This window comes from Bradyrhizobium sp. SZCCHNR1002, from assembly GCF_032381435.1.
GTDB classification, from domain to species: Bacteria; Pseudomonadota; Alphaproteobacteria; order Rhizobiales; family Xanthobacteraceae; genus Bradyrhizobium; species Bradyrhizobium aeschynomenes.
This window is the reverse complement of the sequence record NZ_JAUHIS010000008.1, coordinates 223,283-244,762: the sequence shown is the minus strand read 5'-3', so window position 1 is coordinate 244,762 and position 21,480 is coordinate 223,283. Positions and strand designations below refer to the sequence as shown.

Here is a 21,480-nt window from a genome sequence, read left to right as displayed (position 1 = left end):
CTCTAGTAATCGACCTTCACGAGATACAGGCCTTCCGGCGGCGCGACCACGCCACAGGCCGCGCGGTTGCGCGCGGCGAGCGCAGCCGCGAGATCGTCCGCAGTCCAGCGGCCCTGCCCGACCCACACCAGCGAGCCGACCATCGAGCGCACTTGGCTGTGCAGGTAGGACCGCGCCGACGTGACGATGGTGATCGCGTCGCCCTCTCGCACGACGTCGAGCTGATCGAGCGTCTTGTCCGGCGACTTGGCCTGGCACTCGGTGTCGCGGAAGGTCGTGAAATCATGCTTTCCGATCAGGCGCTGCGCCGCGACGTGCATCGCATCGGAATCGAGCCGCTGCGGCACGCGCCAGACGCGGCCGACCTCGAGCGCGAGGTTCGAGCGGCGATTGACGATGCGATAGCGGTAGTGCCGCTTGCGCGCGGAGAAGCGCGCCTCAAAGGTGTCGGGCACGATCTCGGCGTCGAGCACCGCGACAGGATTGGGCCGCAGATGCGCGTTGAGCGCATCTCGCAGCTTGTCCGGCCGGAACTCCTTGTCGATGTCGCAATGCGCGACCTGCCCCGTGGCGTGGACTCCGGCATCGGTGCGGCCGGAGCCGTGCACGCGGGTCGGCACTCCGCAGGTCGCTTGCACCGCCCTCTCCAGTGCGCCCTGCACCGACGGCAGCGTCTCCTGCAATTGCCAGCCGCAGAAGGGAGTGCCGTCATATTCGATGGTGAGCTTGTAGCGGGGCATCGCCTCGATCGTATTTGGCCGTCATTGCCGGGCTTGACCCGGCAATCCATCCAGGAACGAAGCTTGTTCGCGAGATGGATGCGCGGGTCAAGCCTGCGCATGACGAGCTGAAATATCAGCCGAAGCGCAGGCCCGGCGCAACGGGCGTGCCGCGCAGGAAATCCGCGGCCTTCATCGGGCCCTTGCCGGCGCGCTGCAGCTCGGTGATGCGGATGGCGCCATCGGCGCAGGCGATGGTGAGTTGGTCGTCCAGCACGGTGCCCGGCTCGCCCGCGCCGTCGGCCAGCGCGCAGCGCAGGATCTTCAGGCGCACCGCCTCGCCGTCCAACACGACCTCGCTCCAGGCGCCGGGGAACGGCGACAGGCCGTGGATGTGGCGCAGTACGGCGTGCGCCGGCTTCGCCCAGTCGATCCGCGCCTCGGCCTTGTCGATCTTGGCGGCGTAGGTCACGCCGTCCTCGGCTTGCTTGGTCAATGTCAGTCCGCCACGCTCAAGCGCCGCCATCGCGCGCACCATCAGGTCGGCGCCGATGCGCGAGAGCCGATCGTGCAGATCGGAGGCCGTCATCGCGTCCGTAATCGGCAACCGCTCGGCCATCGCGACGTCGCCGGTGTCGAGGCCGACATCCATCTTCATCACCATCACGCCGCTCTCGGCATCACCGGCCATGATCGCACGGTTGATTGGCGCGGCGCCGCGCCAGCGCGGCAGCAGCGAGGCATGCAGGTTGTAGCAGCCGAGCTTGGGCGTATCGAGAATCGCCTGCGGCAGGATCATGCCATAGGCGACAACGACCGCGGCATCGGCCTCATGGGCGCGAAACTCCGCCAAGGCCTCCTCGGTCTTCAGCGTCTTCGGCGTGAGCACGGGGATGCCGAGCCGGCGCGCCTCGGTCTCGATCGGCGTCGGCTGCAGCGCGAGGCCACGGCGGCCGCCGGGCTTCGGCGCACGGGTGTAGACGGCCACGATCTCGTGGCCGTGGCCGGCGAGCTCGAGCAGAGTGGGCACGGCGAAATCCGGCGTGCCCATGAAGATCAGGCGAAGTGGCATGTGGTCTGAGACCCTGCAAAGCCTCTACTCCGCTGTCATGGCCGGGCTTGTCCCGCCTGCGGGGCCGAAGCCCCTTCGGCGCGGCGTAGGCCCGGCCATCCACGTCGCAATGCCAGCGCGAGGGGCAAGACGTGGATGCCCGAGTCAGGCCCGGGCATGACGAAGGAGAGAGTTGATCGTTACTCGCCCGCCCGCTTGGCGGCCTTGGTGAACTTCTTCATGACGCGATCGCGCTTGAGCTTCGACAGGTAGTCGATGAACAGCACGCCGTTGAGATGGTCGATCTCGTGCTGGATGCAGGTGGCGTAGAGCCCCTCGGCATCCTCCTCGCGGACCACGCCGTCGAGATCGGTGAAGCGCACGCGCACCCGCGCCGGCCGCTCGACCTCCTCGTAATATTCGGGGATCGACAGGCACCCTTCCTCATACACCGACAGCTCATCTGACTTGGCGATGATCTCGGGATTGATGAACACCCGCGGCTCGCGCTTGGTCTCGCCGCCGGAGTCAGGTTTGGCCAGATCCATCGTGATGACGCGCAGCGGCTGCGCGACCTGGATCGCCGCGAGCCCGATGCCGGGCGCGTCGTACATGGTCTGAAACATGTCGTCGACCAGCTGCCGGATGTCCGGCGTGACCTTCTCGACAGGCTTGGACACCAGCCGGAGCTGCCGGTCCGGCAGGATGATGATTTCTCTTAAGGACATGGCGCGCGATTTAAGCCCCGGAACAGGCGCGGTCAATGTGAGGACGCGCGGTTAAGAGTTCGCTAACCATGAATTTCAACGATCCGTTAACCATACTTCTTAACCCGGCCTTAACCATAAATGTTCTCTCTTCGTTCGCGACGGTTTGCGAATCGGATAGACGGGGGTGATGACCGCCAGCCAATCGCTGAATCCTGCGCTGAATTCTGCGCTCAATCCTGTCGTCGTCATGATCGGCGACCTGCCCGTCCGCGCCAGCGACGCGCTGATCGGGTTTGGCGTGCTGGTGCTGCTTCTGCTCATGATGATCGGCCTGGCGGTGGCCCGCTCCGGACGGCGGAGCGCGGAGCTTGCCGCCCAGCAGGCGATGCGCACCGAGGAGATCGAACAGCGGTTCGGCGAGATGATCCGGGTGCAGAGCGAGGCCTCCGGCCGGGTCGACGCCATGGCGCAACTGCTCGCCGGCCGGCAGGTGGATCTCGCCCGCAGCGTCAACGAGCGGCTCGACGCCGTCACCCACCGCGTCGGCCAGTCGATGGAGCAGACCACGCGGCACACCATGGATAGCTTGCGCGTCCTGCACGAACGGCTCGGCATCATCGACAACGCGCATCGCGATCTGAGCGAGTTGACCACGCAGGTGTCCACCTTGCGCGACGTGCTCGCCAACAAGCAGTCGCGCGGCGCATTCGGCCAGGCGCGGATGGAGGCGATCGTCCAGGACGGATTGCCGAAGGGCAGCTACGCGTTCCAGTACACGCTCGCCAGCGGCAAGCGGCCGGACTGCGTCGTATTCCTACCCGACAGCAGGCCGCTCTGCATCGACGCCAAGTTTCCGCTCGAAGCCGTGACCGCGCTGCATGATGCCGACACCGAGGAGGAGAAGCGCGCGGCCGCGCAGCGCCTGCGCACCGACGTGATGCGCCACGTCAACGACATCGCCGAGAAGTATCTCGTCGTCGGCGAGACGCAGGATACGGCGCTGATGTTCGTGCCGTCGGAATCGGTCTATGCCGAGATCCACGATGGTTTCGACGACGTGATCCAGAAAGCCTATCGCGCCCGTGTCGTGCTGGTGTCGCCGTCGCTGCTGATGCTGGCGATCCAGGTCATGCAGCAGATCATGAAGGACGCCCGCATCCGCGATGCCGCCGACCAGATCCGCAACGAGGTGATCCATCTCGGCGACGATCTCGGCCGCCTGCGCGAGCGCGTGCTGAAACTGCAGAAGCATTTTGGCGACGTCGGCGAGGACATCCGCCAGATCCTGATCTCCGCCGACAAGATCGAGAAACGTGCGGCACGCATCGAGGAGCTGGATTTCAGCAAGCCGGACGCCGCGGTGGAGTCGCCGCGGATCGCGCCGGGCACGGGTGCGACGCCGGACCTGTTTCCGTTGGCGGGGCGGATGCAGGCGGGGGAGTGAGAGCGATCTGCTGTTGTTGCAAGTGGCGGCAATCCAACAACACTGTCATCGCCCGGCTTGACCGGGCGATCCAGTATCCCAGAGGCGTCCGATGGGTACGCGCTCGTACTACGTCTACATACTCGCCAGCCACATCGGCGGCACCTTGTACATCGGCATGACCAATGATCTGGTTCGACGGGTCGCCGAGCACAGATCCAAGGTCTCCGACAGCTTCACCAAGCGCTACGGCGTGACCCGACTCGTCTACTTCGAAGTCTTTGAACAGATCGAGCAAGCCATTCATCGCGAGAAGCGACTCAAGAAGTGGCAGCGGGACTGGAAGATCTCCTTGATCGAAAAGGACAACCCGGACTGGAACGATCTCTATCCGCAGATCGCGGGAGGCGATGGATAGGCCTCTGGGATACTAGATCGCCCGGTCAAGCCGGGCGATGACAGCTGAGCTTGTGGCACCAGCGGAATCTGCTACCACCTGCGTATGACAGCACCCGAGGCTTCTTCCCACGATATCGCGACCAGCGCTGCGCCCGGCCCGGCCAACCCTGCCCCGACCTGGCGCGAGAGCATGGCCGTCTATCTGCAGCCGCGCGTGCTCGTCGTGCTGTTCCTCGGCTTCTCCTCGGGCCTGCCGCTGGCGCTGTCCGGCTCGACCCTGCAGATCTGGATGCGCGAGCTCGGTGTCGATCTCGGCACCATCGGCTTGTTCGCCCTGGTCGGCACGCCCTACACCTTGAAGTTCCTGTGGGCGCCGCTGGTCGACGCGCTGCATGTGCCGCTGCTGACGCGCGCGTTCGGGCGACGCCGCGGCTGGCTGGTGTTCGCGCAGCTCCTGCTCATCGCCGCCATCCTGCTGCTGGCGCTGACCGACCCGGCGCATGCGCCATTCATGGTGGCGCTGGCCGCGCTGCTGGTCGCGGCGACGTCGTCGACCCAGGACATCGTTGTCGACGCCTTTCGCGTGGAGAGCCTGCCGGAGAGCGAGCAGGCCGCCGGCATGGCGTCCTACGTCGCCGCCTATCGGATCGGCATGCTGGTCTCGACCGCCGGCGCGCTCGTCGTGGTCAGCGCATTCGAGAACGCAGGGCTGTCGCGTCCGTCGTCCTGGATGTGGGGCTACGTCGTCATGGCAGCCCTGGTGCTGATTGGCACCATCACGGCGCTGGCCGCCACCGAGCCGGCACAGTCGAAGCAGGCCGAGGCCGCCATGGGCGCCGAGACCGCGCTCACCCGCGTGGCCCAGGCCGCCGCCGGCGCCTTCCTCGAATTCCTCGGCCGCCGCGATGCGCTGGCCGCGCTCGCCTTCGTCGTGCTGTTCAAGTTCACCGACGCCTTCTCCGGCACGATGACCGCGCCGTTCGTCATCGATCTCGGTTTCACCAAGGTCGACTACGCCGCGATCGTCAAAGGCGTCGGCCTCGCCGCCACGCTCGCCGGCGGCTTTGCCGGCGGCTTCGTCGCGCGGCGCTATTCGCTTGCGACAAGTCTCTGGATCGGCGGCGTGGTGCAGGCGCTCGCCAATTTGTCATTCTCCTGGCTCGCGGTGGTCGGCGTCAATCAATGGGCCCTGGCGCTGGCGATCTCGGCAGAGAATTTCACCAGCGCGATCGGCACGGTGATCTTCGTCGCCTATCTCTCGGCGCTGTGCCAGAACCCGCTGCACACCGCGACCCAATATGCGCTGCTCACCGCGCTGGCCGCGGTCGGGCGCACCTATCTGTCGTCAGGCGCCGGCTACGTGGCGAAGGCGACGGGCTGGCCGCTGTTCTTCGTGATCTGCGTGCTGGTCGCGATCCCGAGTCTCGTGCTGCTCGCCTGGCTGCAGCGGCGCGGACATTTCGACGGTTTGCAGACCCGCGTTTGAGCTAGCGCTTGAGTTCTTGTCGAACCTTGTCGTTGAGGCGCTCGAACTCCGCAACGACGGCGTCACAGGCCGGCTTCGCGGCCTCGCAGCGAACGTCCATATCGATGACCACCTCATCACCCTTCTGCACCATGCGGCGGCGAACCGCGGTGGGATAGGCCGCGTGATCTTGCGGCGGAAACGACCAGACCGCTCGCGCGTCGGCGTCCTCGAAGATGGTCCAGCCGGATCGCGTAGAACTCTTGATCCCCGGCTTGGCCCGCAGGCCGGCCATGGCGGCAGCAACATCCGGATAGCCGAAATCGACCTTGGCGACTTCCTCGGACACTGCCGCCGAGATTGTCGCGAGTGTAGCTGTAACGAACACAAATCCGACCTTCACCGGCACCCCCCAAGCGATACACACCGGACAAATACGCGGTGCTATTGTAAGGGAATTTAGCCGAGGATCACCGCTTCACCAAGCTCCACTTGGTCACGACCGCCTCGCTGAGCTGCCCCGCATCCTGCGCGCAGGCGATCTCGTCGACCTTGACGGCGATCTGCTTGCCGAGCAGGCCCTTGAGCTGCGAGGCCTGCGCCGGGGTGGCGGTGACGAGCTGGAACGTCTCCGGGCCGGTCTCGAGATTGCACAGCCCGCTCGGCGGCGGCAGGCGGCGCGGCTCGCTGGTGATCTGATAGGCCGCGGAGGGCTGGCCCGGCTTGGCGCCCTTCAGCTTCAGCGCGGTCAATTCGCCCGACAGCACGTCGCCCATATTGAGCGGACGCCCTGCCTTCTGCGGCGCCTCACCCTGCTGCGCCAACACGGATGGCGCCGAGAGTGCCACGCAAATTGCGCCCAAAGCCAGCCGTTTGCCGAATCCGCGGTTCGTCATCATTCACTTCCGTCTGTGCTTAGAACAAGGTCCGCTGGCGCATCGCGGCCGAGAGCGTGCCTTCGTCGAGATAGTCGAGCTCGCCGCCGACCGGCACGCCGTGCGCCAGCCGCGTGACCTTGACGTTCGCCTCCTGCAGGAGGTCGGTGATGTAGTGCGCAGTGGTCTGGCCATCGACCGTCGCGTTCAAAGCCAGGATGATCTCCTGCACCTCCGGTGCATGGGCTCGCTGCACCAGCGCGTCGATGGTGAGATCCTGCGGCCCGACGCCGTCGAGCGGCGAGAGCGTGCCGCCGAGCACGTGATAGCGGCCGTTCGAGGCCTTGGCACGCTCCAGCGCCCAGAGGTCGGCGACATCGGCGACGACCACGATCATCGCGGGATCGCGCCGCGGATCGGTGCACACCGTGCAGGGGCTCTGCGTATCGATGTTGCCGCAGGTCTTGCACACCTGGATGCGGTCGATCGCCACCTGCAGCGCCGAGGCGAGCGGCACCATCAGCGCCTCGCGCTTCTTGATCAGATGCAGCGCGGCACGTCGCGCCGAGCGCGGCCCAAGGCCGGGCAGGCGCGCAAGCAGCTGGATGAGGCGTTCGATCTCGGGACCGGCGACGGCCATCAGTTCACGACGATCATCGAGCGGACTAACCGAAGCCGAAGCCCGGCGGCAGGCCGAGCTTGCCGGTGATCGCCTGCATCTTCTCCTGCATCGCGGCTTCCGCCTTGCGGCGCGCGTCGCCATGGGCGGTGACCAGCAGATCCTCCAGGATCTCGGCCTCCTCCGGCTTCAACAGCGACGGATCGATCTTGACCGACTTCACGTCCATCTTGGCGGTCATTCGGACCGCGACGAGGCCGCCGCCCGAAATGCCCTCGACCTCGACATTGCCGAGCTCCGCCTGCATCTCCTGCATCTTGGTTTGCAGTTGCGCCGCCTGTTTCATCATGCCGAGAAAGTCAGCCATCGGAGCACCTCATCATCAGGCCGTTCATGTTGAGCATCATCTTTCGGAAAACCGGTTTTCACTCGTCCGGATCATGCTCTAGAAATCATCATCATTGTCGGACTCGTCAGGAGGCTCGACAGCACTGGCGTCCGATTCGGGCGGCTCGGGGGCAAGCCGGCGCACTTCGATCACCTTGGTACCTGGGAACCGCGCCAGGACCTCCTGCACGCGTGGATCGGCTTCCGCAGCTGCCTCGCGCTCGCTCTTGGCGCGCAGGTTCTGCTCGCGCAAGGTCGCCTGGCCCTGCTCATTGGAGACGATCACGGTCCAACGCCGGCCGGTCCAGTCCTCCAGCTTACGCCCGAGGTCCGAGACAAGCGATCGCTGCGCCGTCCGTTCCAGCGCGATCTCCAGACGCCCCTCCTCGAAGCGGACCAGCCGCACGTCCATCTCGAGCGCGCTCTTGGTGATCAAGTCGCGGTTCTTGCCGGCGAGGGCGACAAGCTCCTGGAAGCTCCCCAGTCGCAGTGCCGGCTGGTCCTGCGACGCCGGCGACGGCTGCGATGCCATGGCCTGCGGCCTCATCCCGCCGCCGACCGCGGCAAGCGTTGGGCCCTGCGCACGCGGTGTCTGCATCGGCGCCGAACCCATCACCGGCGGAGCTCCCGCGCTCATGCTCGGCGCCGGTGCAGGACGCGAACCGCCGCCATTGGTGACGACCGGCGATCCCCCGCCGTTCTGCTCGATCATCCGAATCGCTTCGTCAGGTGTCGGCAGGTCAGCGGCATAGGCGATACGCACCAGCACCATCTCGGCCGCCGCCGCGGGGCGCGTCGCGCCTTGCGTCTCGGCGATGCCCTTGAGCAGCATCTGCCACATCCGCGACAGCACCCGCATCGACAGCTTGGTCGCGAAATCGCGTGCGCGCAGCCGCTCGGTCTCGCTGAAGGCGACGTTGTCGGCGGTGGCCGGCACGACCTTCACGCGGGTCACGAAGTTCACGAATTCGGCAAGATCCGACAGCACGACCACCGGATCGGCGCCGACGTCGTACTGCTCGCGGAATTCCTTGAACGCCGCGGCGATGTCGCCGCTCGCGAGATGATGGAACAGGTCGATGACGCGGGTGCGATCGGCGAGACCCAGCATCTGCCGGACGTCATCGGCGCGCACTTCGCCAGCGCTGTGCGCGATCGCCTGGTCGAGCAGCGACAGCGAATCGCGCACCGAGCCTTCGGCGGCGCGCGCGATGATGCCGAGCGCCTCGGGCTCGATCGTCACGCCCTCTTTCGTCGCGATGCCGGCGAGATGCTTCATCAGCACGTCGGCCTCGACGCGGCGCAGGTCGAAGCGCTGGCAGCGCGACAGCACCGTGACCGGCACCTTCCGGATCTCGGTGGTCGCGAACACGAATTTGGCGTGCTCCGGCGGCTCCTCCAGGGTCTTCAGGAAGGCGTTGAACGCCGCCGTCGACAGCATGTGGACCTCGTCGATGATGTAGACCTTGTAGCGCGCGCTGGCCGGCGCATAGCGCACGCTGTCATTGATCTGGCGGACATCGTCGACACCAGTGTGCGAGGCCGCGTCCATCTCCAGGATGTCCATGTGCCGGCTTTCCATGATTGCCTGGCAATGGGTGCCGAGCACCGGCATGTGGATGGTCGGGCCCTTCACCGAGCCATCCGGCAATTCATAATTCAGGGCGCGAGCCAGAATGCGGGCGGTGGTGGTCTTGCCCACGCCGCGGACGCCGGTGAGGATCCAGGCCTGCGGGATGCGGCCGGTCTCGAACGCGTTCGAGACGGTGCGAACGACGGCCTCCTGGCCGATCAGATCCGCGAAGCTGGAGGGGCGGTATTTGCGCGCCAGGACCCGGTAGGGCTTGGCGGGAGCGTCGGCGCTGTCGGGCGGAACAGGTGGGGCGCCAGCGTCAGTCATCGAGCGATCCGCAAGTGAGTATTCCAGGCCGGTCTGGATCGCGGTCGTCGACGCAAACGGCCTCGACGCAATCAACCGGAGTGCGGTCGAGCGCCCGCCCTGCGCGGGGTCCCCGCCAACTTTGCGCGATTCGCTCGAGAAAACAGGTAGGAGACTGACGAGCGACCCGATCCGGACCTCGTTAGGGCTGCTTCCTTCCGGACCTGACCCGGTTGGCGAGTGGCTCGTCCACCGCCAATCTCCCGCTGCCTATTTGGGGCCAAACGGCTCGGAAAGCAAGCGCGAGCTTCGCCGATCCAGCCCGCCACCGCGCGGGCTTGTGTCGCAGCTCGGAAAGGCTTTAGGTGCCGTCGATCCCCCCGCCTGACCGCCCTGCCAGGAACACTAGCGCATGCCCGAATCAGCCTGGTCGCTGCATCCGCAACTTGCGAAGGACACGATCAATATCGGCGACCTTCCGCTGTCGCGCGTGCTGGTGATCAAGGATGCCAATTATCCCTGGCTTTTGCTGGTGCCGCGCCGAGAGGGCGCGATCGAGATCATCGATCTCGACGAGGTCGCCCAGGCGCAGTTGATGACCGAGATCACGCGGGTGTCGCGGGCCGTCAAAGAGATCACCAAATGCGACAAGCTCAATGTGGCCGCGCTCGGCAACATGGTGCCGCAGCTGCACGTCCACATCATCGCGCGCCGCACCAGTGACGTCGCCTGGCCGCGCCCGGTGTGGGGCGTCGCCCCGCCCGTGCCGCACGACCCGCAGGAGGTGGAGAGTTTCATCAGCGCGATCAGGCGCAAGATCTGGCTAGGGTGAGAGATGTCGCCATTCGACTTGTTTCCGTTGGGCAAGCCGGCCTTCGTCGGCCATCCAATCGAGCGCGCCGCGCATCTGCGTTTTTCTGACGACAAGCTGATCGCCTTCGAGAGCAAGCCGTCGACGCGCGCCTATGTCGTGCATCGCGATTCGCTGGTCTTGAAGCGCGACGGCGATCAGCTGCGCGCACTGCTGTCGATCGACGAGGCGCTCAAGTTCGGCGCCAATCCGGGGACGATCTTCCTCGGCCTGCTCGATGGCGCAGCCGTGTTCGGCATGGGCATCTCGCCGGCCGCGGTGGAGAAGCTCGCCGGCCGCGACGATGTGTCGGTCACCGAGCTGCGCGGGATGGCGATGCAGGGCGCGATCCCGGTCGACCAGCTCGCGACCATCGCGATGGCCAAGTCCATGGTGTCCTGGCATCAGCGCCACGGCTTCTGCGCCAATTGCGGCGCCAAGACCGCGATGCGCGAGGGCGGCTGGAAGCGCGAATGCCCTGCTTGCAAGACCGAGCATTTCCCGCGCACCGATCCGGTGGTGATCTCGCTGGTCGCCTCCGGCGACAAGTGCCTGCTCGGCCGGCAGAAGCAGTTTCCGGCCGGCATGTATTCCTGCCTCGCCGGCTTCGTCGAGGCAGCCGAGACCATCGAGGATGCGGTGCGCCGCGAGGTGTTCGAGGAATCCGGCATCCGCTGCGCCGATGTGGCCTATTACATGACCCAGCCCTGGCCCTACCCGTCGTCGCTGATGATCGGCTGCAGCGCCCGGGCGCTGAACGAGGACATCGTCATCGACCGCAACGAGCTCGAGGACGTCCGCTGGTTCAGCCGCGACGAGGCCCGGCTGATGTTGCAGCGCCAACATCCGGACGGGCTGGCAGGCCCGCATCCGTTCGCGATTGCCCATCATCTGGTCGGCCGCTGGCTCAAGGACGGCGTCTGAAGGCACCCAGACACCATCGCCGCGCGAATCATCCTCTCGGCAGACCGCACCAGGGGGCGTGAACGACCAATCCTTGCCTTGGAACGATTTTCTCTATATGAGGGCTTCTCGACCTTCATATGGAACAAATTTCTCCATGTCCGACGTCTCCGCCCAGAGCCCCGAAGCCAACCGCCGGCTCGACGCCATCGACCGCAAGATCCTGATGGTCCTGCAGGAGGACGCATCGCTGTCGGTCGCCGAGATCGGCGATCGGGTCGGACTGTCCTCGACACCGTGCTGGAAGCGCATCCAGCGGCTGGAGGCCGATGGGGTGATCCTGCGCCGGGTGGCGCTGGTCGATCAGAACAAGATCGGCCTCGGCATCTCCGTGTTCGTCTCGGTGGAGAGCGCCGACCATTCCGAGGCCTGGCTGCGCAAATTCGCCGAGGCCGTCAGCTCGATGCCGGAGGTGATGGAGTTTTACCGCATGGCCGGCGACGTCGACTACATGCTGCGCGTGGTCGTTGCCGACATGCAGAGCTATGACGTGTTCTACAAGAAGCTGATCAGCGCGGTGCCGCTCAAGAACGTCACGTCGCGCTTCGCGATGGAGAAGATCAAGTCGGTCACGGCACTTCCGGTGCCGCCGGTCTAGGTCAGCCGCACGTTCCGGCCGACCTTCGCTCGGCTTTCCGGACCGTTTCCCGTCATCGTTTACCGGAAGTTATCTCCATCCATCTATCTTCAGATGCGATGATGTCCGGTGCAACCATACCTTCGTCGTCGCGCGCCTGGCTGAATGCAAGTGCCCTTTTGATCGCGAGCTTCGTCGGGGTGGCAGCGCTGTCGCTGCAGGTGCATCCCGGACGCGAGATCGTGGCCGTCGCCTTTCCACCCTGGTGGAGCGCGCAACAGACGATGCTGGCTGCAGCATCGGCTGACGCCGCTCTCGTGCGCACGACGAGCCTATCGTCGCTGCTGGTGGTCCGGCCCGGTGATCACCAGGGCCTGGCGCGGCTGCGCAAGGCAGGAGCCTGGCTCGTCATCGATCCGCGGGCAATCTCGGCCTGCTTTTCACAGAGACCGATATTGGGGGATGGGAATGACCGGCGAGACTGACGACCTGGCGCTTCTCCGTGCGACCACCAGCAAGCTTCTGCTGGCGGTGCTCTGGATCCACGTTCCGCTCGCCCTCATCATCGGCCTGTCGCGCGGCGACTGGATGATGCCGACCATGATGATGGTCGCCTTGGCGCTGGCCGCGACGCTGTCCTGGCGCAGCGCCGGCGACAGTCTGTCGACGCAGCTCACGGTCGCCGTGGCCCTCATGGGCGGCGTGTCTGTGCTCGTCTACCAGATGTCCGGTCATGCATGGCAGATCGACATGCACATGTACTTCTTTGCCGCGCTGGCCTGTCTCGTCGCCTATTGCGACTACCGGCCGATCGTGGCCGGCACCGTCGCCGTCGCGCTTCACCATCTCGTTCTCAACTTCGTCTTTCCTGCCGCCATCTACCCCGGCGGCGCCGATTTCGGCCGCGTCGTACTGCACGCGGTCATCCTCCTGATCGAGGCCGGCGTTCTCGTCGCGCTCGCGCTCAAACTGACACAGCTGTTCGAAACCAGCATGCGCATGACCGCAGAAGCCAACGCGGCGATGGCCGCCGAGGCACGCGCGAATGCCGAGCGGCTCGAGGCCGAGCAGCGCGCCAAGGATCAGGGCGATGTTGCCCGGCGCGCGCTCGCCGAAGGCTTCGAGCGCAAGATCGGCGGCATCGTCGAGGCGGTGGCGGTTGCTGCCAACGACGTGCAGACTTTGGTGTCGTCGATGAGCCGGAGCAGTGCGGAGGCCTCGCGTCAGACGTCGGCCGCGGCCCGCGCCTCGCAGCGGGCATCGTCCAACGTCGAGACGGTCGCGGCCGCGACCGAAGAGCTGACGGCTTCCATCGGCAGCATTTCCCAGCAGGTGACCCGCTCGGCGGAGATCGCCGCGAAGGCCGCCGAGGAGGCGCGCCGCACCAACAGCGTGGTCGAAAGCCTGGCCGCGGGCACGCAGAAGATCGGCGAGGTGGTGACGCTGATTCAGACGATCGCCAGCCAGACCAACCTGCTGGCGCTGAACGCCACCATCGAGGCCGCCCGCGCCGGCGAGCACGGCAAGGGCTTCGCCGTCGTCGCGAGCGAGGTGAAGGCGCTGGCCAATCAGACCGCCAAGGCCACTGAGGAAATCTCGAGCCAGGTCCAGAGCATCCAGACCGCCACGGGGGACGCCGTCAGCGCCATCCAGATGATCGGCGGCACGATCGCCGAGATCGATGGCATCTCCAAGGAAATCGCGACCGCCGTGGAACAGCAGGGCCTCGCGACAGGTGAGATCTCCGGCAACGTGCAGCAGGCCTCCGAAGGAACGCGGTTGGTCAGCCAGAGCATGGGCACCGTGACCCAGGCGTCCGACGAGACCGGCAGCGCGGCGTCCCGGCTCCTGGAATCGGCGAACGGATTGTCGTCCCAATCGGCCCGGCTGAAATCGGAGGTCGATCAGTTCCTCAATTCATTGCGGGCCGCATAGCTCGCCCGGCCTGTCGGACCAGCGCGAGCATGCCTCCTCGGTGGACATGCTCGCACTCCCTCGTCAGATCGTCTGATTGTAGGCTCCGACTTCGGGATGGGTCCGCAGCACGACGTTGACCGCCTCGAACATGTCGTGCATGCGCCGCTCCGACACCGGGCTTTCCACCACGACGACAAGCTCCGGCTTGTTCGATGACGCCCGCACCAAGCCCCAGCTGCCGTCCTCGACCGTGACGCGCACGCCGTTGACGGTGACGAGATCGCGGATCGACTGACCCGCGACCTTGCCGCCCTGCTGCTGCAGCGCCTGGAAGTGCTTCACCACGGCGTCGACGACGCCGTATTTGACCTCGTCGCCGCAATGCGGCGACATCGTCGGCGACGACCAGGTCTTCGGCAACGCCTCCTTCAGGTCGGCCATCGACTTGCCCGGCGCGCGGTCGAGCATCTCGCAGATCGCGATCGCCGAAACGAGACCGTCGTCATAGCCGCGGCCGAACGGCCGGTTGAAGAAGAAGTGGCCGGACTTCTCGAAGCCCGCGAGCGCGTTGAGCTCGTTGGTGCGACGCTTCATGTAGGAATGGCCGGTCTTCCAATATTCGGTCCGCGCGCCCTGCGCCTGCAGCACCGGATCGGTCATGAACAGGCCCGTCGACTTCACGTCGACCACGAACTGCGCGTCCTTGTGGATGGCCGACATGTCGCGCGCCAGCATCACGCCGACCTTGTCGGCGAAGATCTCCTCGCCGATGTTGTCGACGACGCCGCAGCGATCGCCGTCGCCGTCGAAGCCGAGGCCGACATCGGCCTTGTGCGCCAGCACGGCGTCGCGGATGGCGTGCAGCATCTCCATGTCTTCGGGATTGGGATTGTATTTCGGGAAGGTGTGATCGAGCTCGGTATCGAGCGGGATCACCTCGCAGCCGATCGCCTCCAGCACCTGTGGCGCGAACGCTCCGGCGGTGCCATTGCCGCAGGCCGCGACGACCTTCAGCTTGCGCTTCAGCTTGGGACGATTGGTGAGATCGGCGATGTAGCGCGCCGGGAAATTCTCGTGGAACTGATAGGCGCCGCCACCGGCGTTCTTGAACTCGGCGTTGAGCACGATCTCCTTGAGCCGGGTCATTTCCTCCGGACCGAAGGTGAGCGGCCGGTTGGCGCCCATCTTCACCCCGGTCCAGCCATTGTCGTTGTGCGAGGCGGTGACCATCGCGACGCAGGGCACGTCGAGTTCGAACTGCGCGAAATAGGCCATCGGCGTCACCGCGAGGCCGATGTCGTGCACCTTGCAGCCGGCGGCCATCAGGCCCGAGATCAGCGCGTATTTGATCGAGGCAGAGTAGCCGCGGAAATCGTGGCCGGTGACGATCTCCCGGCTGACGCCGCGCTCGGCGATCAGCGCGCCCAGCCCCATGCCGAGCGCCTGCACCCCCATCAGGTTAATCTCCTTGTTGAACAGCCAGCGCGCGTCATATTCGCGGAAGCCCGTCGGCTTCACCATCGGCTCGGATTCGAACGCGTAGGTATTGGGGAGCAGGACCGGCTTCGGCTTGGGAAACATCGGGAGGGAGCCTCGGGGAAAATCACATCAATGGAAGAATACGGTCGTGCCGCGCACGACGTCAGACGACAATGGCAGAAGGCCGATGAATGCAGGCAACAATCGGGCAGGATCGCCCTGCCCACGCGATCACTGGCCCTGCCGGTATATGGGGGCCGCCAATGGGTAGGCCAAGCAGACTTGGCGCGGCCTATTGCTCCAGCACCATCTGGCCGTTGGCGTACGCGAAGCGCTTCAGCTTCGACAGGAAGGACAGGCCGAGCAGGTTCTCCGACAACGCCGCGTCGGGCAGCACCAGGGCGTCGACGTCGCGCACGATGAGCTCACCGACTTCGACCATCGCAAGCTTGGCCCGCGCCGCCTTCACGGTTCCGTTCGCCGTGGTCACGGTCGCAGTGTAGTCGCCGCGCGCCGGGCGCAGGCCGAAGCGGGCGGCCGAGCTTTCGTTCAGCGCGACCATTGAGGCGCCGGTGTCGATCATGAAACTGATGCGCTGGCCGTCGATGCGGCCATCGGCACGGAAATGGCCGCGGCGATCGGTCGGGATGCTGAGGCTCCGCTGGCCTGCGGCGGGGGTCTCCACCGTCGCGCTGCGGACGGACGTCGTCGCAGACGCCGGCGCCGGCGTCAGGCGATCGGCCAGTTGCGCCATGAAGGTGCCGAGGCCGACGAGAACGGCCGCGAAGAACATTATGTTACGCATCACGCAACGCCCGACTTTACCCCGCAACCGACTTGACCATGAAAGCCGCTGACGGGCGACTGAAGCGGAGCGGCTGCCGGTGCCATTTTGGCGAAAACGATGAGCGAACCGTTAACGATGACGACGCGGACGGTATAATTTGCATCGGCTACGTGCCTCGCGGCTTGGCCCGCCGGGTCGGCAGCGCATTGGCGGGATCCTCCGGCCAGGGATGGCGCGGATAGCGGCCGCGCAGGTCGGTGCGGACGGCGGCGTAGGAACCGCGCCAGAAGCCGGGCAGATCGCGCGTCACCTGCACCGGCCGCTGTGCCGGCGACAGCAGCTCCAGAACGAGCGGCACCGCGCCGCGGGCGATCGACGGATGGACGTTGAGCCCGAACAGCTCCTGCAGCCGGACCGCGATGGTCGGCCCCTGCTCGGCCTCGTAGTCGATGGCCAGCATGGTGCCGGTGGGCGCCTCGAAATGCGTCGGCGCCTCCTTGTCGAGCCGCGCGCGCAGGTCCCAGGGCAACAGCGCCATCACGGCATCCGAGACGTCCCCGGGCGAGACCTCCTTGAGCGCGGTCTTGTCGGCCAGCAGCGGCACCAGCCAGTCGTCGCGCCGCTCGCTCAGGCCGGCGTCCGACAGGTCCGGCCAGCTGTCGCCTTCCGCCTTGCGCAGGAACGTGACCCGGTCGCGCCACTGCCTGGCGGCCTTCGACCAGGGCAGCCGGTCGAGGCCGGCGGTGCAGACTGCCTCAGCGAAGATCCGCGCGGTCTCCTCTGACGGCGTCAGTGCGACCGGCGCATCGGCCATCGTGATCGCGTGCAGCTTGCGCTTGCGGCGCGCCCGCAGCGCCATCGCCTCCTTGTCGAAGCTGACCTCGTCCTTCGCCTCGATGTGAGCGGCGAAATGACGCTCGATGTCCTCGATGGCGAGCGGCGCCGCCAGCAGGATGCGGCCGCTTGCCGCCGTCCCGGTCAGCTCGCCCACGGCGATGTAGGGCACGCGTGCCAGCGACGAGGTTGGCTCGACCGCAGCGCCGCGGCCGTTGGCCAGCACGAAGCTGCCATTGCCGCGATTGCGCGCGACCCGATCGGGGAAGGCAAACGCCAACATCAGGCCGGTCGTCAGCTCCCCGTCCCATTGCGCGGAGGAGGCGCTGCCGACCTGCTGCGCCCAGCGCCGCGCCAGATCGCGCGCACTCTGTGCCCGCGGCGAGCGGTCCCGGCGGAACTGGTCGAGCCGCACCTCGAGATCGACGCTGTCGCCGCCGAGCCCACGCTCGGTCAGGATCGCGGCGATGTCCGCGGCTTGGGCAGCGGCACCGCAATCGGCGGCATCGACGATCATGCGCGCCAGCCGCGGTGGCAGCGCCAGCGCACGCAGGCGCCGGCCCTCGTCGGTGAGCCGGCCGTCGGCATCGAGCGCGCCAAGCTCGCTGAGCAGATCGCGCGCCTCCTTCCAGGCCGGAAGCGGCGGCGGGTCGAGGAAGGAGAGCGTGGAGGGATCGCTGACGCCCCATTGCGCAAGGTCGAGCACCAGCGAGGACAGGTCGGCGCTCAGAATTTCCGGTTGGGTGTAGGCTGCGAGCGAGGCGGTCTGGGGCTCGTCCCACAGCCGGTAGCAGACCCCGGGCTCGGTGCGGCCGGCGCGACCGCGGCGCTGGTCGACGGCGGCGCGCGAGGCGCGCACCGTCTCCAGCCGGGTCAGGCCGATGTCCGGCTCGTAGCGCGGCACGCGGGCGAGGCCGGAATCCACCACGATGCGGACGCCCTCGATGGTCAGAGAGGTCTCGGCGATCGAGGTCGCCAGCACCACCTTGCGGTGGCCCTTCGGCGCCGGCGAGATCGCGCGGTCCTGGACCGCGGCATCGAGCGCGCCGAACAGCGGCACGATCTCGATCGCAGCGTCATGGACACGCTCGGCAAGCATGGTCTGGGTGCGCCGGATCTCGGCGGCGCCGGGCAGGAACGCCAGCACCGAGCCGGCATCGGCGCGCAGCGCGGCCGCGATGGTCTCGGCCATCTGCCGCTCGACCGGGGCGTCCGGCTTGCGGCCGACATAGCGCGTCTCGACCGGATAGGCCCGGCCCTCGCTCTCGACCACCGGCGCATCGCCAAGCAGCTTGGCGATCCGGGCGCCGTCCAGCGTCGCCGACATCACGAGAATTCGGAGGTCCTCACGCAGCCCCTGCTGCGCATCACGCGCCAGAGCGAGGCCCAAATCGGCATCGAGCGAGCGCTCGTGGAATTCGTCGAACAGCACCGCGGCGACGCCGGTCAGCTCGGGATCGTCGAGGATCTGGCGGGTGAAGATGCCCTCGGTGACGACCTCGATGCGGGTCGCGCGCGACACCTTCGAGCCGAAGCGCACGCGATAGCCGACGGTGTCGCCGGCGCGCTCGCCGAGCGACTTGGCCATCCTCTCGGCGCTGGCGCGGGCCGCGATGCGGCGCGGCTCCAGCACGATGATCTTGTTGTCCCCGACCCACGGCGCATCGCGCAGCGCCAGCGGCACCCGCGTGGTCTTGCCGGCGCCGGGCGGTGCCACCAGCACGGCGGTGTTGCGGCGTTCGAGCGTGCCGGACAATTCGTCCAGCACGGCATCGATGGGCAGCGGTGTGTCGAAGCGAAGGGGCAATCAACCAACCCGTCGTCACCCGCCGAGGCGGGTGATCCAATCATGCAGATCACCTCGCGGCGATCGGTCGTCGTGCATACTCCGCCTGCGCGGCGTATGACAACGGCGCGTCACGCGCGCGTCAGCGACGGCCGCCCGACGCTCTCATAGACGAAGCCGTGGGCGGCCATCTCCTCGGGGCGGTAGACGTTACGCAGGTCGACGACGACGGGACTGGCCATCACCTGCTTGAGGCGGTCGAGATCCATGGCGCGGTACTGCACCCACTCCGTCACCAGCACGATCGCATCGGCGCCCGTCGCGCAGTCATAGGGATCCTCGTAATAGGCGATCTCCGGCAGCTCCTTCTTGGCCTGCTCGATGCCGACCGGATCATGCGCGCGCACCTTGGCGCCCATGTCGAGCAACCCCGTCACCAGCGGGATCGACGGCGCCTCGCGCATGTCGTCGGTCTCCGGCTTGAAGGTGAGGCCGAGCACCGCGACCGTCTTGCCGCGCAGATTGCCGCCGACGGCGTGCGCCACCTTGCGCGCCATCGCGCGCTTGCGGTTGTCGTTGACCGCGAGCACGGATTCGACGATGCGCAGCTGCGTGTCGTAGTCCTGCGCGATCTTGATCAGCGCGCGCGTATCCTTCGGAAAGCACGAGCCGCCGAAGCCGGGACCGGCATGCAGGAACTTCGAGCCGATGCGGTTGTCGAGGCCGATGCCGCGCGCGACCTCCTGCACGTCGGCGCCGACCTTCTCGGCGAGATCGGCGACCTCGTTGATGAAGGTGATCTTGGTCGCCAGGAACGCATTCGCCGCGTATTTGATCAGCTCGGCGGTGCGCCGCGCGGTGTACATGACCGGCGCCTGGTTCAGCGACAGCGGACGATAGATGTCCCCGAGCGCCTTGCGGCCACGCTCATCGTCGGTGCCGACCACGATACGATCAGGCCATTTGAAGTCGCGGATTGCAGCACCCTCGCGGAGAAATTCCGGATTGGAGGCGACCACGACGTCGGCCGCCGGATTGGTCTCGCGGATGATGCGCTCGACCTCGTCGCCGGTCCCGACCGGCACCGTCGACTTCGTCACGACGACCGTGAATCCGGTGAGCGACGCGGCGATCTCGCGCGCCGCCGCATAGACGTAGGTGAGGTCGGCATGACCATCGCCGCGCCGCGACGGCGTGCCGACGGCGATGAAGACGGCGTCGGCATCCGCGACCGGCTGCTTCAGATCGGTCGTGAAGTCGAGCCGCTTGGCCTTCACATTGGTTGCGACGAGCGCATCCAGGCCGGGCTCGAAGATCGGAATTTCTCCGCGATGCAGCGCGGCGATCTTGCTCTCGTCCTTGTCCACGCAGGTCACCTGGTGACCGAAATCGGCGAAGCAGGCACCGGACACCAGACCCACATAGCCCGTGCCGATCATCGCAATTCGCATCGAAACCCATCCTTCAAGGTTAATACTTTGGCGTCTTAAACCATTTGCGGTTCAAGGGGAATTTAGAAAACGGCATGACGTTTGGATGACAGGGAGGAGTATTAACGGCTCTGCCCGACAATGCGGCAGCTCCGCGCCAAAGAGGGACAGCATGACCGCGAATGGTACGCCGCAATCGGCCGGAACCGAGACGCGCATCGACTGGGTGGACTACGCCAAGGGCATCTGCATCATCATGGTGGTGATGATGCACTCGGTGCTGGGCGTCGAGCTGGCCGCCGGCGAGACCGGCTTCATGCATGCCGTCGTCGCTTTCGCCAAGCCGTTCCGGATGCCCGATTTCTTCCTGATTTCCGGCCTGTTTCTGCCACTGGTGATCGACCGCGACTGGCGGACCTATGTCGATCGCAAGGTCGTGCACTTTGCCTATTTCTACGTGCTGTGGGTGACGATCCAGTTCGGCTTCAAGGCGCCCGGCTTTGCCGCCGCTTCCGGCTGGCAGCACGCCGGCTATCTGTACCTGGAATCCTTCATCGAGCCGTTCGGCACGCTCTGGTTCATCTATCTCCTGCCGATCTTCTTCGTCGTCATCAAACTGACACGAAAGGTTCCGGCACCGGTGATCTGGGGCATCGCGGCCGGTCTCGAAATGTCGCACATCGTCACCGGCTGGACCGTGATCGACGAATTCTGCGCCCGCTTCGTCTACATCTATTCGGGCTATCTGTTCGCGAACTACATCTTCGCAGTGTCGGATCGTGCGCGGGCACAGCCCACGCTCGCGGTCATCGGCCTGCTGGCCTGGGCGGTGGTCAACCAGGGCCTCGTGACGCTCGGCGTCAGCGAGTGGCCGGTGATCTCCCTGACGCTCGGCTATGCCGGCGCGGTCGCCATCATCGTCGCCGGCACGCTGCTCGCGCGCGCCCAGCTGCTCACCGCGCTCAGGTTCTGCGGCGAGCATTCGATCGTGATCTATCTCGCCTTCTTCCTGCCGATGGCGGCGACCCGGACCGTGCTGCTGAAGACAGGGATCATCGCGGACGTCGGCACGATCTCGCTGCTGGTCACCATCGCCGGCGTGCTCGGCGCGCTCGTCATCTGGCGCCTCGCGCTGCGTGTCGGCGCCCGCTTCCTGTTCGAGCGGCCGATCGCGTTCTGGATCGCGCCGCCGAAGCAGCGCGCCGCGTTGCAGCCAGCGGAGTAGAGTCAAACTCGGTGTCGTCCCGGGCGAAGACCCGGGACCCATATCCGCCGTCCTCCGTGTTGGGCATGCTGTGGCTCCAGCTTGCCGCCTCATCACCGCCTGGGA

21 protein-coding genes and 1 other RNA gene are annotated in these 21,480 nt (G+C 66.5%); 9 read left to right on the top strand and 13 right to left on the bottom strand.

The annotated features are described in order from the left end of the window. Positions 1–2: 2 nt before the first annotated feature. From truA to def, 3 genes are all read right to left on the bottom strand, one after another. A complete protein-coding gene (truA, locus tag QX108_RS30345) occupies positions 3–740 on the bottom strand; it encodes a tRNA pseudouridine(38-40) synthase TruA (RefSeq protein WP_315787134.1) in 738 nt (245 codons plus the stop codon). 115 nt (positions 741–855) lie between these two features. Further along, positions 856–1,791: a methionyl-tRNA formyltransferase gene (gene fmt / locus QX108_RS30340; RefSeq protein ID WP_315787132.1), complete on the bottom strand. Its 936-nt coding sequence runs from the start codon at positions 1,789–1,791 to the stop codon at positions 856–858. Positions 1,792–1,970: 179 nt separating this feature from the next. Continuing rightward, positions 1,971–2,498: a peptide deformylase gene (gene def, locus QX108_RS30335; RefSeq protein WP_315787129.1), complete on the bottom strand. Its 528-nt coding sequence runs from the start codon at positions 2,496–2,498 to the stop codon at positions 1,971–1,973. Positions 2,499–2,667: 169 nt separating this feature from the next. Here def and QX108_RS30330 point away from each other — a divergent pair, with 169 nt between their 5' ends. The 3 genes from QX108_RS30330 to QX108_RS30320 all read left to right on the top strand — a co-directional run bounded on the left by QX108_RS30330 (position 2,668) and on the right by QX108_RS30320 (position 5,788). Then, the gene (locus QX108_RS30330) at positions 2,668–3,924 is read left to right on the top strand and encodes a DNA recombination protein RmuC (protein ID WP_315787127.1); all 1,257 of its coding nucleotides are present in this window, start codon (positions 2,668–2,670) and stop codon (positions 3,922–3,924) included. A gap of 91 nt (positions 3,925–4,015) precedes the next feature. Next, complete coding sequence (locus QX108_RS30325) at positions 4,016–4,321, top strand: GIY-YIG nuclease family protein (protein ID WP_315724225.1); 306 nt, start codon at positions 4,016–4,018, stop codon at positions 4,319–4,321. 84 nt (positions 4,322–4,405) lie between these two features. Then, entirely contained in the window at positions 4,406–5,788 is a 1,383-nt protein-coding gene (locus QX108_RS30320; protein ID WP_315787125.1) for an AmpG family muropeptide MFS transporter, read from the top strand. Between the two features lies 1 nt (position 5,789). On the opposite strand, the gene QX108_RS30315 is transcribed toward QX108_RS30320, so the two are convergent. The 6 genes from QX108_RS30315 to ffs all read right to left on the bottom strand — a co-directional run bounded on the left by QX108_RS30315 (position 5,790) and on the right by ffs (position 9,791). After that, the gene (locus tag QX108_RS30315; RefSeq protein WP_315787123.1) at positions 5,790–6,170 is read right to left on the bottom strand and encodes a hypothetical protein; all 381 of its coding nucleotides are present in this window, start codon (positions 6,168–6,170) and stop codon (positions 5,790–5,792) included. A gap of 67 nt (positions 6,171–6,237) precedes the next feature. Continuing rightward, positions 6,238–6,663 (bottom strand): hypothetical protein, encoded by a 426-nt coding sequence (locus tag QX108_RS30310; RefSeq protein WP_315724219.1) that lies wholly within the window; start codon positions 6,661–6,663, stop codon positions 6,238–6,240. Between the two features lie 19 nt (positions 6,664–6,682). Next, positions 6,683–7,282, bottom strand: coding sequence for a recombination mediator RecR (gene recR, locus QX108_RS30305; RefSeq protein WP_006609565.1), 600 nt, complete (start codon positions 7,280–7,282; stop codon positions 6,683–6,685). A gap of 25 nt (positions 7,283–7,307) precedes the next feature. Continuing rightward, positions 7,308–7,628 carry a YbaB/EbfC family nucleoid-associated protein gene (locus QX108_RS30300; RefSeq protein ID WP_172111653.1) on the bottom strand — a complete coding sequence of 107 codons (321 nt, stop codon included), beginning with the start codon at positions 7,626–7,628 and terminating at the stop codon, positions 7,308–7,310. 78 nt (positions 7,629–7,706) lie between these two features. Then, positions 7,707–9,548, bottom strand: a complete 1,842-nt coding sequence (locus QX108_RS30295) for a DNA polymerase III subunit gamma/tau (RefSeq protein WP_315724215.1) — start codon at positions 9,546–9,548, stop codon at positions 7,707–7,709. 146 nt (positions 9,549–9,694) lie between these two features. After that, positions 9,695–9,791, bottom strand: an RNA gene (gene ffs / locus QX108_RS30290) — signal recognition particle sRNA small type. 148 nt (positions 9,792–9,939) lie between these two features. Between ffs and QX108_RS30285 the strand changes: the two genes are divergently transcribed. From QX108_RS30285 to QX108_RS30265, 5 genes are all read left to right on the top strand, one after another. After that, positions 9,940–10,359 (top strand): HIT family protein, encoded by a 420-nt coding sequence (locus tag QX108_RS30285; RefSeq protein WP_315787119.1) that lies wholly within the window; start codon positions 9,940–9,942, stop codon positions 10,357–10,359. 3 nt (positions 10,360–10,362) lie between these two features. Then, entirely contained in the window at positions 10,363–11,301 is a 939-nt protein-coding gene (gene nudC / locus QX108_RS30280) for an NAD(+) diphosphatase (RefSeq protein WP_315724211.1), read from the top strand. 136 nt (positions 11,302–11,437) lie between these two features. Continuing rightward, positions 11,438–11,938 (top strand): Lrp/AsnC family transcriptional regulator, encoded by a 501-nt coding sequence (locus QX108_RS30275; RefSeq protein WP_172131335.1) that lies wholly within the window; start codon positions 11,438–11,440, stop codon positions 11,936–11,938. Between the two features lie 101 nt (positions 11,939–12,039). After that, the gene (locus QX108_RS30270; protein ID WP_315787116.1) at positions 12,040–12,402 is read left to right on the top strand and encodes a hypothetical protein; all 363 of its coding nucleotides are present in this window, start codon (positions 12,040–12,042) and stop codon (positions 12,400–12,402) included. Then, entirely contained in the window at positions 12,386–13,852 is a 1,467-nt protein-coding gene (locus tag QX108_RS30265; protein ID WP_315787114.1) for a methyl-accepting chemotaxis protein, read from the top strand. The genes QX108_RS30270 and QX108_RS30265 overlap by 17 nt, the downstream gene beginning before the upstream one ends. Positions 13,853–13,915: 63 nt before the next feature. Here QX108_RS30265 and QX108_RS30260 read toward each other — a convergent pair whose 3' ends face one another. From QX108_RS30260 to QX108_RS30245, 4 genes are all read right to left on the bottom strand, one after another. After that, the gene (locus QX108_RS30260; RefSeq protein ID WP_315787112.1) at positions 13,916–15,415 is read right to left on the bottom strand and encodes a phosphomannomutase/phosphoglucomutase; all 1,500 of its coding nucleotides are present in this window, start codon (positions 15,413–15,415) and stop codon (positions 13,916–13,918) included. A 190-nt stretch (positions 15,416–15,605) separates the two neighbouring features. Further along, entirely contained in the window at positions 15,606–16,106 is a 501-nt protein-coding gene (locus tag QX108_RS30255; RefSeq protein WP_315787204.1) for a TIGR02281 family clan AA aspartic protease, read from the bottom strand. 160 nt (positions 16,107–16,266) lie between these two features. Further along, positions 16,267–18,741: an ATP-dependent helicase HrpB gene (gene hrpB, locus QX108_RS30250; protein ID WP_315787110.1), complete on the bottom strand. Its 2,475-nt coding sequence runs from the start codon at positions 18,739–18,741 to the stop codon at positions 16,267–16,269. A gap of 110 nt (positions 18,742–18,851) precedes the next feature. Continuing rightward, on the bottom strand, positions 18,852–20,171 hold the full coding sequence (locus QX108_RS30245; protein WP_315787108.1) for a UDP-glucose/GDP-mannose dehydrogenase family protein: 1,320 nt from the start codon (positions 20,169–20,171) through the stop codon (positions 18,852–18,854). A 151-nt stretch (positions 20,172–20,322) separates the two neighbouring features. Here QX108_RS30245 and QX108_RS30240 point away from each other — a divergent pair, with 151 nt between their 5' ends. After that, positions 20,323–21,375, top strand: a complete 1,053-nt coding sequence (locus tag QX108_RS30240) for an acyltransferase family protein (protein ID WP_315787106.1) — start codon at positions 20,323–20,325, stop codon at positions 21,373–21,375. Positions 21,376–21,480: the final 105 nt, after the last annotated feature.